This window comes from Lacticaseibacillus styriensis, from assembly GCF_030770295.1.
In the GTDB taxonomy this organism is placed as follows: Bacteria; Bacillota; Bacilli; order Lactobacillales; family Lactobacillaceae; genus Lacticaseibacillus; species Lacticaseibacillus casei.
This window is the reverse complement of sequence record NZ_CP132483.1, coordinates 2,936,754-2,952,110: the sequence shown is the minus strand read 5'-3', so window position 1 is coordinate 2,952,110 and position 15,357 is coordinate 2,936,754. Positions and strand designations below refer to the sequence as shown.

General features: G+C 49.2%; 16 protein-coding genes. 7 read left to right on the top strand and 9 right to left on the bottom strand.

Annotated elements, in window-relative coordinates; genetic code table 11:
* The first annotated feature begins 259 nt into the window (after positions 1-259).
* Positions 260-1,576 carry a TMEM175 family protein gene (locus LACSTY_RS13840; protein WP_087913073.1) on the top strand — a complete coding sequence of 439 codons (1,317 nt, stop codon included), beginning with the start codon at positions 260-262 and terminating at the stop codon, positions 1,574-1,576.
* A gap of 24 nt (positions 1,577-1,600) precedes the next feature.
* Here the strand turns inward: LACSTY_RS13840 and LACSTY_RS13835 are convergent, their stop codons facing one another.
* Together LACSTY_RS13835 and LACSTY_RS13830 are read right to left on the bottom strand one after the other, a co-directional pair.
* Positions 1,601-2,419: an ImmA/IrrE family metallo-endopeptidase gene (locus tag LACSTY_RS13835; RefSeq protein ID WP_087913072.1), complete on the bottom strand. Its 819-nt coding sequence runs from the start codon at positions 2,417-2,419 to the stop codon at positions 1,601-1,603.
* Complete coding sequence (locus LACSTY_RS13830) at positions 2,409-2,747, bottom strand: helix-turn-helix domain-containing protein (protein ID WP_087913071.1); 339 nt, start codon at positions 2,745-2,747, stop codon at positions 2,409-2,411. Before LACSTY_RS13830 ends, LACSTY_RS13835 begins: the two co-directional genes overlap by 11 nt.
* Before the next feature lie 297 nt (positions 2,748-3,044).
* Between LACSTY_RS13830 and LACSTY_RS13825 the strand changes: the two genes are divergently transcribed.
* A complete protein-coding gene (locus tag LACSTY_RS13825) occupies positions 3,045-3,545 on the top strand; it encodes a GNAT family N-acetyltransferase (protein ID WP_087913070.1) in 501 nt (166 codons plus the stop codon).
* A 196-nt stretch (positions 3,546-3,741) separates the two neighbouring features.
* On the opposite strand, the gene LACSTY_RS13820 is transcribed toward LACSTY_RS13825, so the two are convergent.
* The 4 genes from LACSTY_RS13820 to LACSTY_RS13805 form a co-directional block, all read right to left on the bottom strand.
* Positions 3,742-4,275 (bottom strand): hypothetical protein, encoded by a 534-nt coding sequence (locus tag LACSTY_RS13820; RefSeq protein WP_087913069.1) that lies wholly within the window; start codon positions 4,273-4,275, stop codon positions 3,742-3,744.
* Entirely contained in the window at positions 4,268-5,509 is a 1,242-nt protein-coding gene (locus tag LACSTY_RS13815; protein WP_087913068.1) for an AAA family ATPase, read from the bottom strand. The genes LACSTY_RS13820 and LACSTY_RS13815 overlap by 8 nt, the downstream gene beginning before the upstream one ends.
* A 297-nt stretch (positions 5,510-5,806) precedes the next feature.
* The gene (locus LACSTY_RS13810; RefSeq protein ID WP_087913067.1) at positions 5,807-6,874 is read right to left on the bottom strand and encodes an alpha-L-fucosidase; all 1,068 of its coding nucleotides are present in this window, start codon (positions 6,872-6,874) and stop codon (positions 5,807-5,809) included.
* A gap of 16 nt (positions 6,875-6,890) precedes the next feature.
* On the bottom strand, positions 6,891-8,096 hold the full coding sequence (locus tag LACSTY_RS13805; RefSeq protein WP_087913066.1) for an MFS transporter: 1,206 nt from the start codon (positions 8,094-8,096) through the stop codon (positions 6,891-6,893).
* Positions 8,097-8,552: 456 nt separating this feature from the next.
* Between LACSTY_RS13805 and LACSTY_RS13800 the strand changes: the two genes are divergently transcribed.
* From LACSTY_RS13800 to LACSTY_RS13785, 4 genes are read left to right on the top strand one after another with little or no spacing between them, the layout of a single operon-like run.
* Positions 8,553-9,272: a GntR family transcriptional regulator, LSA1692 subfamily gene (locus LACSTY_RS13800; RefSeq protein ID WP_087913065.1), complete on the top strand. Its 720-nt coding sequence runs from the start codon at positions 8,553-8,555 to the stop codon at positions 9,270-9,272.
* A gap of 20 nt (positions 9,273-9,292) precedes the next feature.
* The gene (locus LACSTY_RS13795) at positions 9,293-10,612 is read left to right on the top strand and encodes a Sapep family Mn(2+)-dependent dipeptidase (protein WP_087913064.1); all 1,320 of its coding nucleotides are present in this window, start codon (positions 9,293-9,295) and stop codon (positions 10,610-10,612) included.
* A complete protein-coding gene (locus tag LACSTY_RS13790; RefSeq protein WP_087913063.1) occupies positions 10,609-11,571 on the top strand; it encodes a glycosylasparaginase in 963 nt (320 codons plus the stop codon). The genes LACSTY_RS13795 and LACSTY_RS13790 overlap by 4 nt, the downstream gene beginning before the upstream one ends.
* A gap of 30 nt (positions 11,572-11,601) precedes the next feature.
* Positions 11,602-12,519 (top strand): ROK family protein, encoded by a 918-nt coding sequence (locus LACSTY_RS13785; RefSeq protein ID WP_087913062.1) that lies wholly within the window; start codon positions 11,602-11,604, stop codon positions 12,517-12,519.
* A gap of 93 nt (positions 12,520-12,612) precedes the next feature.
* Here the strand turns inward: LACSTY_RS13785 and LACSTY_RS13780 are convergent, their stop codons facing one another.
* Positions 12,613-13,332 carry an ArsR/SmtB family transcription factor gene (locus tag LACSTY_RS13780; RefSeq protein ID WP_087913061.1) on the bottom strand — a complete coding sequence of 240 codons (720 nt, stop codon included), beginning with the start codon at positions 13,330-13,332 and terminating at the stop codon, positions 12,613-12,615.
* Between the two features lie 62 nt (positions 13,333-13,394).
* Between LACSTY_RS13780 and LACSTY_RS13775 the strand changes: the two genes are divergently transcribed.
* Entirely contained in the window at positions 13,395-13,985 is a 591-nt protein-coding gene (locus tag LACSTY_RS13775; RefSeq protein WP_087913060.1) for a flavin reductase, read from the top strand.
* Between the two features lie 192 nt (positions 13,986-14,177).
* Here LACSTY_RS13775 and LACSTY_RS13770 read toward each other — a convergent pair whose 3' ends face one another.
* Both LACSTY_RS13770 and LACSTY_RS13765 read right to left on the bottom strand, forming a co-directional pair.
* The gene (locus LACSTY_RS13770) at positions 14,178-14,759 is read right to left on the bottom strand and encodes a sugar O-acetyltransferase (protein WP_087913059.1); all 582 of its coding nucleotides are present in this window, start codon (positions 14,757-14,759) and stop codon (positions 14,178-14,180) included.
* Between the two features lie 164 nt (positions 14,760-14,923).
* A complete protein-coding gene (locus tag LACSTY_RS13765) occupies positions 14,924-15,247 on the bottom strand; it encodes a PTS sugar transporter subunit IIB (RefSeq protein ID WP_047106919.1) in 324 nt (107 codons plus the stop codon).
* Positions 15,248-15,357: the final 110 nt, after the last annotated feature.

Here is a 15,357-nt window from a genome sequence, read left to right as displayed (position 1 = left end):
CTGAAAACAATAGATAGATACTGATTCTCGGTGCCCGAGAGATGCCAAAATGTCAACCTAACAAGCAGCATAAAACCCATATTCACAACAAAGTTTGCAGTCTGCTCCCGATAAGCATATAAATAACGGTGAAATGCTTAATAAACAAATTAATAGCAAGTTGGGAAGCTAACAGGACAAGAATGCTGAAGTTAATGGCGTATCTGACAACAGCAGTAAACGTTACCGTTCTGGCAGAAACTAAGGAGCAGGGGTCGAAATGAAAAAGTTGAAGGTCCGTCTTGATGCATTCAGTGATGCCGTGATTGCCATTATTCTAACCATTATGGTATTGGATCTGACACCGGTGATGAAGGATGACTGGGCGAATTATTTGGTGTTGTGCAAGGAACTTGGGGTGTATTTGATCAGTTATGCTTTTGTGGCGAATATGTGGTACCAGCACAGCACATTGTTTAACGAAATCGATGACATGAGTTACCGCATCATGTTGTATGATTTTCTTTTCCTGATTCTGTTATCGCTGACGCCGCTGGCAACCAATATGATGGCGAGCAACACGACGCAAGTGACGGTGATGGGGTATGGTGTCTTGCTGGCAGTTGTGTCGTTTTCTTTTCGGCTTTTGGCGCGCGCCATCATTCATTTTCAATACACCGCGGCTTCAGACATGCGGCAAGTTTATGGGAAAATCTTTGGCGAACATAATCGCATTTATACGCTGTTTAATTTTATCTTGATTGGGTTGGCTTATTTCTTCCCGCATTTTGTGATGTGGTTTTACTTGCCATATCCGCTCGTTTATCTGCTACTTAGCAGCCGCGACCGCCAGCAAATGTATGATGTCGCACAGTTGACCCCGTCTCAGCGGGCGGACTACTTAAAACTGCCGCGCGATAAGATGGCGGCTTTTCGGAAAATGATTGCCGATCAAGCTGCTGCGAAAACGAGTGAGGCCACCGCTCAACCAGGCGAAAGTGCATCCCGGCCAGTCCTGCCATGGTTGGACCGAGTTGTTGGGAATGGCGTTGAAACAGCGGCGCCCCGCACACCTGGTGGCCGTATCGATGTCGAGCAATTACGGGCATTGCGCCGGGAACAGTGGGCAACATTTTTGGTGCAGCAAAAATCCCAACGCGCCAAGGGAAAAAATAGCCAACATGCTGACCATCACGAACAAGAAGATGCTGACAAAGCGGCAGCGCAACATCTTGACTTGAAGAAGAAGGCGCAGAAGCAGGCGGACAAAGAGCAGGAGCGGCAACAAGAAATTGATGAAGATACCCAAGAAGCAGCCAGACACGATTTGGCAAGACGACAAAAGTTAGCCCAAGAAGCTAAAGAACATGAACAAAAAATGGCTGCCAAAGCTGCAGAGCAGGCCTTGGAGCTGCAAAAACAGCAGCTGCGGATGGATCGGCGAGCGCAAAAGGCACGACTTAAGGCCCAGCGAGAGGAAGTTAAGGCACAAGTGCGGCGGGCAAAGATAGCCAGGGAAGCTGGTATTCCGGTTGAAAAATCTGGACAAGAGACGTCGACTTCGAAAGAAAAAGAGAAATCTGAGCATGATCAGTGAGGAATGTGGATCACCACATTGCGATCACGCTTGTTCACCCGCCTCAAGATGGTTGACCAGTTCCTGCCGTTTAGTTAAATAGTGAGTTGCTGTGTCGGGATCCGCATAAGTGGTTAGCTGAGCAGCCTCTAATAAAGATAATTGCTTCTGCTGCACGAGCTGATCAACGATATTCGTCAGGCGAGAAAATTTTTTAAAAGGCTCAATTTTATCTAATGGGCTAGGCGGGAAAGTGGATTTAGTGACTAAGTCTTGCCATTCTTTGTCGGTTAGCCTTGCCACTTTTTTGTTAGCCAATAAATCAAGCTCTGATAACCGCCGCGTGACAGCTGCGTAGGGCATCGCCGACACATTGGCAATTCGGATGATGGCATCTGTTACCATATCAATATTTGGCGAAGTTTGGTTTTGAATATATCTGTTCCAAGTTCTAATCATAACGTCCCGCGGCATCATGATTGCGGCAGCAAAATGGTCGGCTGCACGTTCGGTATTAAATTCGGGTAAGCTAATCAGTTTCTGGTACTTGGTTTGGTCAATGCTAAATAAGTCACTGCCCACAACTAAATGCCAGAGTTCGTGGGCAGCGCTGTAATAGCGGTTGCGTAATGTCTGGTGGGTGTTTAAAGCAATAAAATGAACGCCTTTATACGAAATGGCAGCTCCGGAATAGTTAGAATCGTCGACATCTTGATAGACGATATTCACTTGTTCAACGAGAACACGTTCGATGTCCGCGCTAATAAAAAGATCGGAGCCAAAGTAATTAATCAAGAAAGTTTCGGCTAGGTCTTCAGCTACTGACTCTGACAAGAAGGTGGAAATCAATGAATTACTTTGCATGAATTGTTTCCTCCAAGTCGACGCAATGCTGAACATCCAAAAGCAGTTGATCAATTTGTTTTTTGGCATAATCATTCGACAACCTGCCCCTTAAAGCAATCTGGGGCTGGTGGTTGTCATTTGCATTGGTGCCAAGCAGTTGCTCTAAAGGGATCTCGGTGATCTCGGAAATAGCGATGATATATTTTGTCTGCAGCTTTCGATTGCCATTCATAACTTGGCTTAGAAGAGCAGCAGACATATTAAGCTGCCCAGCCAACCAAGCCTGGGTCTTTTTGTTGTCGGTCAGCCATTTTTGAATGAGTTTTAATGTTTCTGGGGCGGTCATCAGGCACTTCCTTTCTGGGTCAAGTCGAGTAGGGTAAGATTTAATTTTAAACTCATTATAACGGCGGATGTAAATATTTACAAAGATGAAATAGGATCTGTAAACATATGGAAGACAACTGAAAAGTTTGACAAAAAATAGGCGGCTTTCACGGATGAAAGGATAAACCCAAATCTAAAATGGCTGCGCATCGCAGCATCCAACAAATGTTTCCCGTGAAACATTCAACGCTACCCTTGCAATTAGCTGAAAAAATACTATGATTTTGGTTAAACTCTTTTGAAAGCAGGGATGCGCATGTCAACACCAACCCATGAAGAAGTTATTCGGCCCATGACTGCAGCAGATGATGCACCGGTTGCAGCACTGATTCGTGAATGCTTGAAAGCCGCAGATTTGGATCGACCGGGAACAGTTTATTTTGACGCGGGACTGGATCACTTGAGCCAATTCTATGGTGCAGCGCCAAACCGGAATTATTTTGTTGCGACTCGCGATGGGCGAGTTCTGGGTGGCGTTGGCATTGCCGAATATGATCCGACCCACGGCGTTGCCGAATTGCAAAAGTTCTATGTACATGGGGATTTGCAGGGACATGGCATCGGCAAACGGCTGTTGCGCCACGCCTTGGATTACGCGCAGCAGGTCGGCTACCGGTCGGTTTATCTGGAGACCTATCACACGCTTAAAACTGCGGTTCATGTTTACCAGGAGTTTGGATTCACTTCGCTGCCGGGTCCGCTGGTGACGGCACAACATCAATTGATGGATCAGTTTTTGCTGAAGAAGCTTGCCTGAAGTGCATTTCTAGGAGAACATTATTCAAGACTGAAAATTTCTGGTAAAGGACGGTTTTTAGTTTCCAGGATTGCAAAAAAATATCCAGCTAAACTAATTGGCTCTAGAGATACGTTAGTGTACATTTCTCTAGAGCCAATTCGTTTGCCCTTGGAAGCCAAGCAGATGTCTTGGATATGAAATCTTGTTTTCAGTTTCAATTCCGTAGTATTGCAGCTAAGGTTTGTTCGAAAGGATCAGAAGTCAGTCGGGCATAGTCGTTAATTGTCTTGACAAGATTTTCGAGCTGAGGTTCCCAATATGCTGTTACATAATCCTTTGATTTGACGTTGCCTTTCGGTAGATGGGATAGCTCCTGCTTGACGTATTCATACGGTTTTGCGTTTGCCTTTTTGAACGTTGCAAACTTGCCTTCGTTAATGATGTATAGGATTTCAATTTCAGGCCGCGTATACAATGCTTCAATTTTTGAAACGCGCTTTTGATAGGCGGGAGACAATTTGAAACGCTCGTGACGTGAATCGAGAATACGGTAAATATGCACTTTACGATCCATGGCGCGATCAAGGTGCCGCTTTTGAAACTGTGTCGCGGATCGCGTGCGAATGATATCTTGTTCTAATAAATCTTCCCGTTCAAATTTTAAAAGATGGTGATCAATCAGTAATGTCATAACAGCATGTTCGGCAGCGCCTTCTGCAATGATCGCAATCCACTCAGCATTAACCATGATCAGACCTCGAGATTGTCAAGTCTTCGTCATTAGCTTGCTGATTCAAATCAATCGTCTGACTGCGTAACTTGAGATAAGTCGCGTAGTCCGGGGCAGTCCCGCCGAGATAGTCTGACATGAAGACTTCGGCGCGGTTGATGTCCTGACGATCCGCGATCTTTGAATAGCGGCCAAGGGTTATCTTGCCTTGTCGACGTCTGGTAATGAAGATTTGATCGCCGCGAGACAAATCGTTCAGCAAATCAGCATTGTGGGTGCTGAAGACGAGCGTGGCGTGATGCTGATTAATCTTGGGGTTGGCAAAATATTCCATAAATGTATGGACAATCGCCAAATTAAAATGATTTTCGAGTTCATCGACAAAGATGAGTCCCCCGCTTTGCAATGCCTGAACGACATAACGGTAAAGCGTGATGCCTTTGACAGTACCTGAAGAAAGATAGTATTCAATCGTGGCGAAATTGTTGTCGGTAATTTCTTGATCGTCTTGCTTGAACTTTAAGCGGTAAAAAGCTTTGCCATGTTTGTTGGTTTCGATGAAGAGATAGTCGATGGTCGGATCAAGGTAAGCCAGGATCGCGTCAGGGACTTGGCCATTGCTGCTAGGGAAGAATGGCAGATTGGCGTTTGTGAACATGAAAGTATCGAAAACCTTTTGAGTCTGATAATGATGTTGGGCAATTAACGACCGCATGAAAGAATCATCAGCTGCCAGCAGGCTTTGCTGAAAAGTGTCTAATTGCAGTCGATCCATTAATAACTCTGCTTTTGAAAAGTCGAAAATCGATTTTCGCGTCATTGATTTTTGTACCTTCTTGGCCCAGATTTTTTCGTCTTTAACTTGCCATTGCTTCGCTTGGTCTGGAACAGGCGCAATTGTGAGGTCATCCCGATAAAGGAAATGGTCACTACCGTAAAAATAGACGCTAAAAGAAATCGGTTGGCTACCCATTAACGTTTCATTTAGGTGGGTTTGGCTGATCGATCTTTGATGTAGCAAAAGATCCAGGATTCCCATGACAAGTTTCATGGTCAAGGTTTTCCCTGAGGCATTGCGACCGATCAATGTTGTCAGATTGTTAATCCAGATTGATCCAAATAAATGTGTCATATCGTCGTGGGCATCATTCGGAACGCGTTGGCTGGCGGTTAAGGAAAAAGACGTCTTCTGTGCAAACAGTGGGTGGTCCAAAATATCGATTCTCAGGAAGCTTAAGTGCGGATTTGTCATTGATTTTCACCTCTTAGGGTGATTTTACCATAGTTTCAAACGCGAATCACGTTTGAAACTTAAAAACGTGAGTGAGCAGTAAGACAACTGGAAGGCAAGCGTTGGTGCCGAAAATCTAGCTGTTCCAACTTGCTTAACCATAGATTACGCATCAGCCAACCCGATACCCTTTGTACCACCTGCCTTGAGCCTTACAATCCCAGCAAACCAAAACCCCCATCCGCCAATAACCATGACGAATGGGGGTTTAACTTTACATTTCAAAAGCCAACTTTACCTAGATTTAACTTTGCAACATCAAACCACCGTTGCCGCCTGACGCTTGGCCTCCTGAGTGTCAGCCACATCTTCCAACGCCTTAGCCGCCAGCAAATTCTCCTCGGCCATCATCGGCACCCGGCCCAGCGGATCGAGGCCGATATTGAGCAGGTAGTTGATGCCGAAGTCGTTGAGATGTTGCTTATAGCGGAAGAGCGTGCGCGGTGTTTTCCAATTTTGATCATGGTATGAAAAGCCCCACGAATCATTGATGGTGCCGGCGGTTTCGTACAAGCCCAATGGTGATGGCTTGAACCCGGAAAGGTCATTGAAGTCCACATCGGTTTTGGTTATGTCTTCTTTGTGTTTAGGAATTTCATTGTCACCGAGCGAGACATAGTCGTATTTGCCGTTGCCTAGGCGCGAGTTGATGAGGCAGTTTGGCTGCAGGTTGCGAACCGTGTCGTAAATCATCTGGCTTTGCGCTTCTGACAGCGTCATCGGTACATCGAACCAAGCTGTGGCGATGTCGCCGTAGTTGGTCATAATTTCTTTAATTTGCGGCAGAATTTTGCGGTCAAAACAGCGATCGAAGTTTTTTTGCTTTTCATCCGGGAAGTCCCAGCTGTTGTCCCAAGTCGTCCCAGCCGTTTCAACATGGTTGGATTTGTAGCCGCCGCCGTCTGGTTCGTGCCAGTCGAGGTCCTGCGAGTAGTAGAGGCCGAATTTCAGCCCGGCATTGCGACAGGCTTCTGCTAGCTCGCCGATGACGTCGCGGTGGAACGGGGTGGCGTCATAGACGTTGTACGCATCGACTTGGGAGTGATACATGGCAAAACCATCGTGATGTTTGGTGGTAACCACGAGGTATTGCATGCCGCACTTTTTGGCTAACGAAACAATCTTATCCGCATCGAAGTAGATGGGATTGAACGCCGTGGCCAGTTGCTCGTATTCGGCGTTAGGAATTTGGAACTTGGATTGAATCCATTCGGCGTAGACACTCGATGATTCGCCGCGGTATTCCCCAGCCAGCAACGAGTACAGCCCCCAGTGGATCATCATGCCGTACTTGGCTTCTTTGAACCATTTCACTTGATCGTTCACGAAAATGCCCTCCTTTTTAAATGGTTAACTCATCCTTTTTAACAACAATCAGGTCGTAAGCAGCGAGGAGGACGAAGAAAAAGCCGCTCCACAAAATCATATTGCCTGGGCCAGCATTGCCGACCATGCCGCCGAAGAATTGGAAGAAGTACGGGGCCACCAGCCCGCCGATGTTGATGCCGATGATGATAATCGAGGTCGTGAAGTTCATCGAATCTTTTGGCGAATAGTGGACCATTCTGGCGGTTAACGCAGGGTGGACGATGCCGTTGCAGAAGCCTGACACCAGGACCAGCACCAGTAACAGCGGAATCGATTCGGTGAAGGCCATGACGATCATGGTGGTGGCCACGATCAGTTCGGCAATGGCCACGGTATACTTGCCAAACCACTTGGCAATTTTCTCAAACGCCACGCCGGAGACAATCGAGCACAGGACCAAAAAGCCGAAGATGCGGGTTGCGTCGGCGGCCGTGCCGACGTGGTTGTTGACCATGTAGCTGGCCAGCTTCAGTCCAATCGCCGAGTAGAAAAGGCAAACGAAGAGGAAAATAATTGCCAGTTGAATGACGCCGCCGTTGGTTGTTGGCTTGGCTTTGGCCACTTCTTCAACGACCTCGCCACCTTCTTCAACCACGATGTTGTCATAGTGCTTAGGCACCAGCATCATGACCAAAATGATCGGCACCAGCAGGAACAGGAAAACCAAGTAAGTCGTGTGCCAGCTGATGTTGATCAAGAACCCGGCAATGAAAAGCATGATCGCATCACCAATCGAGCCCACCGAATTACGCCAGCCTAATAAGCGATTCCGGGTTTCTTCAGGGAATAAGTCGGTAATGTAAGACACACTCAGCGGGGTGAAAACCCCCATGCCGACGCCAAACATCGCGCGGGAAATCAAGATTGCCGGATAGCTGAAGAAGAACGCCGGAATGATGCCGAAAATCAGCGAAATCGTCAGACCGGCGATGACCGTGTACTTTTTACCCAGCAAGTTGGAGACCAAGCCGCTGATGACGGTTCCCAGCAGGACGCCGGCAGTTGGAATCACCACCAGTAATTCCACGTTGGCGCGGGAGACATCGGAAAAATATTTTTCCATTAACGGGATCGTGCCAGACACGGCATTGCTGACCGATATCAGAAACGAAATCGATAAAATGCCAAGCGCTAAGAACGGCGAGCGCTTGTCTTCGGGGACGTTGGTAGATGTTAACATGATGCCACTTCCTTCGTTAAGTTTTGTCGCGTTTCGTTACCCAACCAGTAAAAGTGCGCCGGCAATGTGCGGTATGACACGGTTTGCGGCGACTAATCAATCGAGGCGCCTGTGAAAATATGAATATTTTAGTATATACTAGTTAGTACATACTGATTATAACCGGCCACTTGTTGAAAGACAAGCAAAAATGAAAGGGTATACATTAGCGGCCTGAAGCTGTTTTTAAGTGGTACCAGGTTCACGCTACCGATTCAGAGGGCGTTTTGCATTGGCGGAAACCTTAAACGCAAGAGCCGATTGTAGGTGCCATTTTTAAATTCGCGCAAACGGTTGCAGTTTAAAAGTAGATCAAATAGTATATACTAAAAAGTATAGATGCGCAGCGGACCGCATGAACTTGAACACCATGAATCCTAGCGACAGTCCGCCCACCAAGAAACCGGAGGCTACAAAATGGCAAAATTTGAAGAAGTCGCAGATGAATTGAGTCGCCGTGTCCGTGATGGCATTTACACCACGAGTCAGCGCTTGCCGTCCGAATATGATTTAGCCAAAGAGTTCGCGGTCAGTCGGTTGACGGTTCGCAAAGCCATCGACCTGTTGATTCGCAAGCAACTGTTAGTCAAATCGCCAGGCAAGGGCACGTATGTCATGTCGTATTCCGATAAAGTTGAAAGCGGGCGGATGGGGCTGCAAGGGTTCACCGAAGCCGCCAAAGCGTACGGCAAAAAAAGCCGCACCGAAGTGATCAGCTTTGGGCCGCTGGAGCCGATCCCGGAAGAAATCGGCCGCGTGTTGGGCTGTGACCAACAAGTTCATAAAACCGTCGACTTATTGGTGCGGCGCCGGTTCTGGGATGAAGAACCGATGACGGTCGAGCATATCGCCATCTGCCACGAATACATCGAAGGCCTGCAGGCACAGGACTTTGAAGGTTCACTCTTTGCACTACTCGAAAAGCGGGTGGCGATTGCCTACTCACATCAGGAAGTCGAAGCGGTGCTGATGGATCCGGATCTGGCCGCGTTACTGGATGGGAAAAAAGGTGATCCGATCTTACTGGTCCATTCCGTGACCTACACGGCGGATGCCAAACCGATTTTGTATGATATTTCCTATTACCGCGCCGACAAGTATTCCTTTAAGTCAACGCTGACCCGCGATCACGTTTGAAGCCAAAGGAGCAGAACCCGGTGAAAAAAGAAATGCTGGCCGCCTTATACGATGCGCAGAGGCCAGAATTCATGGCTGCACTGCGCTCAATCATGCAAATTAAAAGCGTGCGCGGCCCAAGTCGTCCTGACGCGCCACTTGGTTCCGGTCCGCGCGCAGCACTGGACGCAGCGGCCGAGCTTGGCACGGCATATGGCTTTCAAGCCAAGGTGGTCAATAACGCCATGACGTCCATCCAGTGGGGTGACGATGATGAACACTACATCGGCATTGTCGGCCACTTAGATGTCGTCCCGGCCGGTGAAGTTGCGTGGCATTTTCCACCGTACGACCTCACCGAGCAAAACGGTCGCTTGTACGGACGCGGCATTCTCGACAATAAAGGCCCGAGCATGGCATGCTTGTTTGGGATGAAGCTGTTGAAAGAGGCCGGTTATCGACCGACCAAAACGATTCGCCTCATCTTGGGTTCAGACGAAGAAAGTGGTTCGGCTGATGTGCCGCGCTACCTCGCCAGCCAAGCACCGCCTGATTTTGGCTTCACGCCGGATTGCAAATTCCCGGTGGTGTATGGTGAACGCGGGATCGTGAATTATCAATTAACCACGCCGATCACGGATGGGTCGCTCGCTAACATCGGCAAAATCCGCGGCGATCAGGCCAGTGACCATGTTCCTGATCAGCTGGAAGTGACGATTGATGGCCAGCTGATCCGGGTCACCGGCAAACGGGCGCCTAGCAATGCGCCCGAACTCGGCAACAATGCGATCACCCGTCTAGCCGAAACATTGCTCAACCATCCTGCAGTCCACGGACAATTCGCCGACTACTGCCGCTGGTTAGTTACCAAACTAGCCGACCAGCACAATGGCGTGGGCTTAGACATGGCGTTTGCCGATGCGGCCAGTGGCAATCTCATCGTTACCCCATACCAATGGCAAAAGGCAGGCCAAACGCTGACTTTGCGCCTCGCGATGCGTTACCCAGTCACCTACCACGAGGCAGATGTTACGCAGGCACTGGCTGCAGCGGTATTGCCGCGAACAGCCATTGAAGTCATTCGCAGCCTGCCTGGCGTTTTGCACGATCGCCAGGATCCGCGCCTGCAGGACTTAAGCCAAGCCTATGAACAAATCACCGGCCAACCGGGGCAACTCGTCACCACCACCGGCGCAACCTACGCCCGGACCATGCCGAACATTGTGGCATTTGGCCCGTCTTTTCCCGGGCAAAAAGGCATTGCCCATAACGCGGATGAATGGATGGACGAACAGGATCTTAAACTGAATATGCTGATTGATATGACTGCGATGATGAAACTAGGAGGAATGACCGATTGAATAAGACTACGTGGGGCGCAATTGCCACTTGGCGAATGGCGCATGATGGCGTTAAGCAGGCCAGCCAGATGCTGCAAGCCAATAGCAGCGCCGGGGATGCTGTCGAGGCGCTAATCAAAACCGTTGAAGCCTACCCCTATTACAAATCGGTTGGCTACGGCGGCTTACCTAATGAAAATGGCGTCGTGGAAATGGACGCCGCATTTATGAACGGTGATACCCTGGCTCAAGGCGCCGTTGCCGGCATTCACAATGTTTTCCACGCTGTATCGGTGGCGCGGGCACTCAGTCATGAGCACTACAACAGTTTTCTGGTCGGCGAAGGCGCCACACAATACGCGCAATTAAACGGCTTTGAAATGCGCAATATGTTGACCGACCGCGCCAAGCAGCGTTGGGAAAAGCGGCGTCAGGAAATTGCCGACACCAAGGTCAAACCCTATGACGGCCATGACACGGTCGGCGCGATCACGCTGGCACCGAGCGGATCAATGGCCGCGGCTACGTCAACATCCGGTCTATTCATGAAGCGTCCTGGTCGCGTAGGCGATTCACCGCTGTCCGGCTCCGGCTTCTACGTGGACAGTGACGTTGGCGGTGCCGCAGCAACCGGCCTAGGCGAAGACATCATGAAAGGCTGCCTCTCCTATGATATCGTCCGCCGCATGGGCGAAGGCCGAACCCCGCAACAAGCCTGCGATGAAGCCGTCTACCCATTCATCGAAAAGCTGAAGCGCCGCTACGGTAAAGCCGGCGAATTTTCCTTGATTGCACTGGATCGTCAAGGCAATTGGGGCGTGGCAACCAACGTGGAGTTCACCTTCAGCGTCGCCACCGCCAGCCAAGAACCGGCTATTCTGATCGCGCATCCGGGCCCGAACCAAACGACGAACATCGCACCAATCACCCAGGCGTGGCTCGATGCTTATGAAAAGCGTATCAAGGCACCGATTGAATGAGATTATCTTGGAAAAAGAGGAAACAGCCACATGAAGCAGTACTTAGCCATTGACGTTGGCGGCACCATGACCAAATATGCGTTAGTCTCTGACCAAGGCGATTTGTCCGAACAAGGCAAACAAGCAACCGTCCACAGCAACCTAACAGAGTTCACGGCAGCCATCAATCAGCTTATTCAACGCTATCAAACCCAGATTGCCGGCATCGGCCTGGCATTACCCGGCGTTGTGGATCCGCAACGAGGCATCGTCAAAGCCTGCGCTGCCTTACCTTTTTTGGAGAATGTCGCACTAACCACGCGTCTCGCTGATGCTGCCAAAATAACGGTGCCCGTCGTCCTCGAAAATGATGGCAACGCAGCAGCACTAGCCGAATTCTGGCGCGGGCAACTCGCCGGCACTACCAACAGCGCCATGGTCGTCTTAGGCACCGGCGTTGGCGCATCGCTATTCATCAACGGCCAGCTCTACACCGGAAGTCATCAAGTCGGCGGCGAGCCTAGCTTCATGGTCACCAACGGCTTGCGCCCGATCACCCGCGACCAGACTGCAGCCGGACTTTCCGCGGTCAAAACCGTCAACGCCATGGCCGCTGCCCTCAACATCCACCGCGCACCACTTGGCCCGCGCGTCTTCCAAGCGCTCAAACCCAACACGCCTGCCGCAGCCATCCTCGAAATCTTCACCCGCGGGGTGGCAGCCATGATATACAACATGCAAACCGTATTGGATCTGGAAAAAGTCGTCATCGGCGGCGGCATTAGTGCCCAACCAAGCGTTATCGCCGCTATTCAATCAAGCGTGGCGGCGTACCGCGACGTGACGCCGCTTGCTGCGCGCACCATCCAGATGCCGGTGATCGAAGCAGCTAAATACCGCAACGAGGCAAACTTGATCGGCGCAGTGGTGCCGTTGCTGCAACGCACGGGCATCCACTCTAAGTCTTAGCATCGCCAAAGAATCAAATAAAAAACCAACAGCAGCGCAACTTCCAAATGACAATAAGTTGCGCTGCTGTTTTGGATTTTGTCCTTCAAGGAATCACCCATGCAGCTGAAGTGCCAGCTTACTGGCAAACCACTGGCGACCGTCTGCTGATACGGTGACAATGCGCGAATTTGGCGTTTGCTGCACATAGGCGTTGGCTAACAGCCCTTTGAAAAGTGCATGTCCCCACGCACCGCCCAAATGAAAGTCGCGCTCGCTCCAGTCGAGGCAGGCAACGGTGTTTTGGCGTCTGGTACGATCGATGCTATCGGGATCAATGGCCAGTTCCGCTTTCAGAAAATCCTTACCCGCCGACAATACTTCAAGACGATGGTCCGAATGCGCTATTACAAAATGCCGCTCTTCCAACGCATACAGTAAGCTGACCGCGACTTTGCCGGCTAAATGGTCATAACAGGAACGACAATAAGTCATTGCGGTTGCACTTTTCCGCTGACTCAAGCGATGTTCGATTTTCGTGGGAGCCACTGTACTTAAGGATTCAAAAGTGGCCGCTAACTCACTGGAAGCCAAGCGATAGTAATGATGCCGACCGCTTTTGATCTGATTGACAACGCCAATCGCCCACATTCTATGTAAATGATAGCTCACGGTTTGCGGCGTCACAGTCAGCCGCTGCGTGATCTCAGATAAGGTATAGGCTTTGCCGTCCATTAAGACATCAATGATAGCGGAACGGGTGTTATCAGCAAGCATCGCCGCCAAATCCGTCACGTTCGGGGCCGCGACAATTCGATCTTCAGAACATGCCATATTTCGATCCACCTCGATTATTACTTTTGTTATGGTTATACCACTAACTGGTCAAGGAAGGAATGTTGGCAATGCTGGTACCCTACACGACTAAGAAACTCTACTACGCTTATCCAATCTTCATCATTGGTTATCAAGATGACCGTTGCCACTACAATGTAACCACCTGCAGTTCATCATATTCCTTAGGCGACATGTTCACCTTCAGCGTGGCCAACGACGAAAATGTTGCCAAGCAATTGCAAAGAACCCGCCACTGCACGATCAATTACATGACAAGCGCTCACTTAGATCAAATCGAATATGCCGGCTACCTACATCGCCGCGAAAAAATAAACAGTGGGCAGCTGCCACACCAAATTGATCACCAAACTGATCTGCCGATTCTAACGGATGCCTTAAGCACACTCTTCATTGATGTCGAAAAAAGCGTTCCTTATCACGGCTACATCAACTTCATCGGCCACATTAGCCGCCGATTGGTACAAGAAGACGCGCTTCAAAATGGGCGCCTCAATGTTGCCACCATCACGCCAGCGCTTTATGCAGGCGATCAACATCAGCGGGTTTATCGTGAAGTCAATCAGCAAGTCAAAACAACCGGGCAATTCTTCCGCCAGCGGACCCGATTAAGCAAGCACTACGAGGAATAGACGTTAAAAAGTTGGCTTGGATCACGGTCATGCAGGTAAGCCTCTGCATGCATTATTCAAGAAACGCCGGAATGGCTAATGTCCACGACGCGGAAGCTCATCTATGAAGACAGTTGGGAAATGGCAGTCAAAAAAAGTGCCAGCAAAACTGCTAGCACCCAATAGTTAACCCGCTGTCAAACAATGAATGAATCACGAGGCGGATGATGAGCCATCCTTCTGTGGAATCCGCTTAATGACCCGCGCAGGATTACCGGCCACCACCAAATTCGCACCAAAACTGTGCGTGACCGTGGCATTAGCGCCAATCACCGTATTATCGCCAATCGAAGCCCCAGGCAACACCACAGCGCCACCGCCAATCCAGACATTGTTACCGATTGTAATCGGAGCACCTTCACCGATGCGTTCCCGCCGCCTCTCCGGATCAAGGGGATGCGACGCCGAATAAAGCTGCACCAACGGCCCAAACATACAATCATCGCCAATCGTAATCGGCGCAATATCCAGCATCACATTGTTGTAATTGCAAATAAAGTTATCCCCCACATGAATGTTGTACCCAAAATCGCAATGAAAATCAGGCTGAACATAAACATTCTTACCAACACTGCCAAACAACTGCCGAATCAAGCCAATCTTATGCGCATCATCCGTCGTACAGCGATTAATCTCCCGACACAACGCCCGTGCCCGTTCCTCATCCGCCGCCAACTCCTCATCAAAAATACGATAAGGCTGCCCAGCAAGGAACTTCTGCTTTTCCGTCGTCAATGAAATCACTTCCTTGGTTAAATTAAAGCGGTTTCTTTGGGTGGGGGCAAGGGCAGGAGGTTGGGTGGTTGGGACAGAAGGTTTGATTTAGAAGTTTGGCCAATGAAAAAGTACTGACCTCATTTATTACGGTGAGGACAGTACTTTTTTGAATTTAAAAGAAATCAGACTTTGTTTGTTTTATCCGTTTCAAGTTTGGCAAGTGTTGATTTGAGTTCGTCCCAGAATTCATCTTCGCCAATACCAGTTAGTAATCCAGTTCCGTTAATCACAGGAATCCCATAGTCCGCTTTTGGCAATGGGCTAGTAAAAACGATCAAGTCATAATGACCACTATCGACTAATTGCTTTGCCTCTGTCGGTCTTGCTTCGGTGGCGTTGACATGATAGCCATCACTTTTTAAGTTATCCGTGATCTCACCGGCTATCATCGATGATGTCACTGTACCAGAACCGCAGACAGATAACAGATTAATTCGCTTGCTCATAGTGCTTACCCCTTTTATCATAGTGTAGAAAGCCCTTACATCGAAACAATTATGGCATTCATTTTTTGAAATTGCAAGGATTTAGCTTTTCTATCATTGGCAAATTGTTT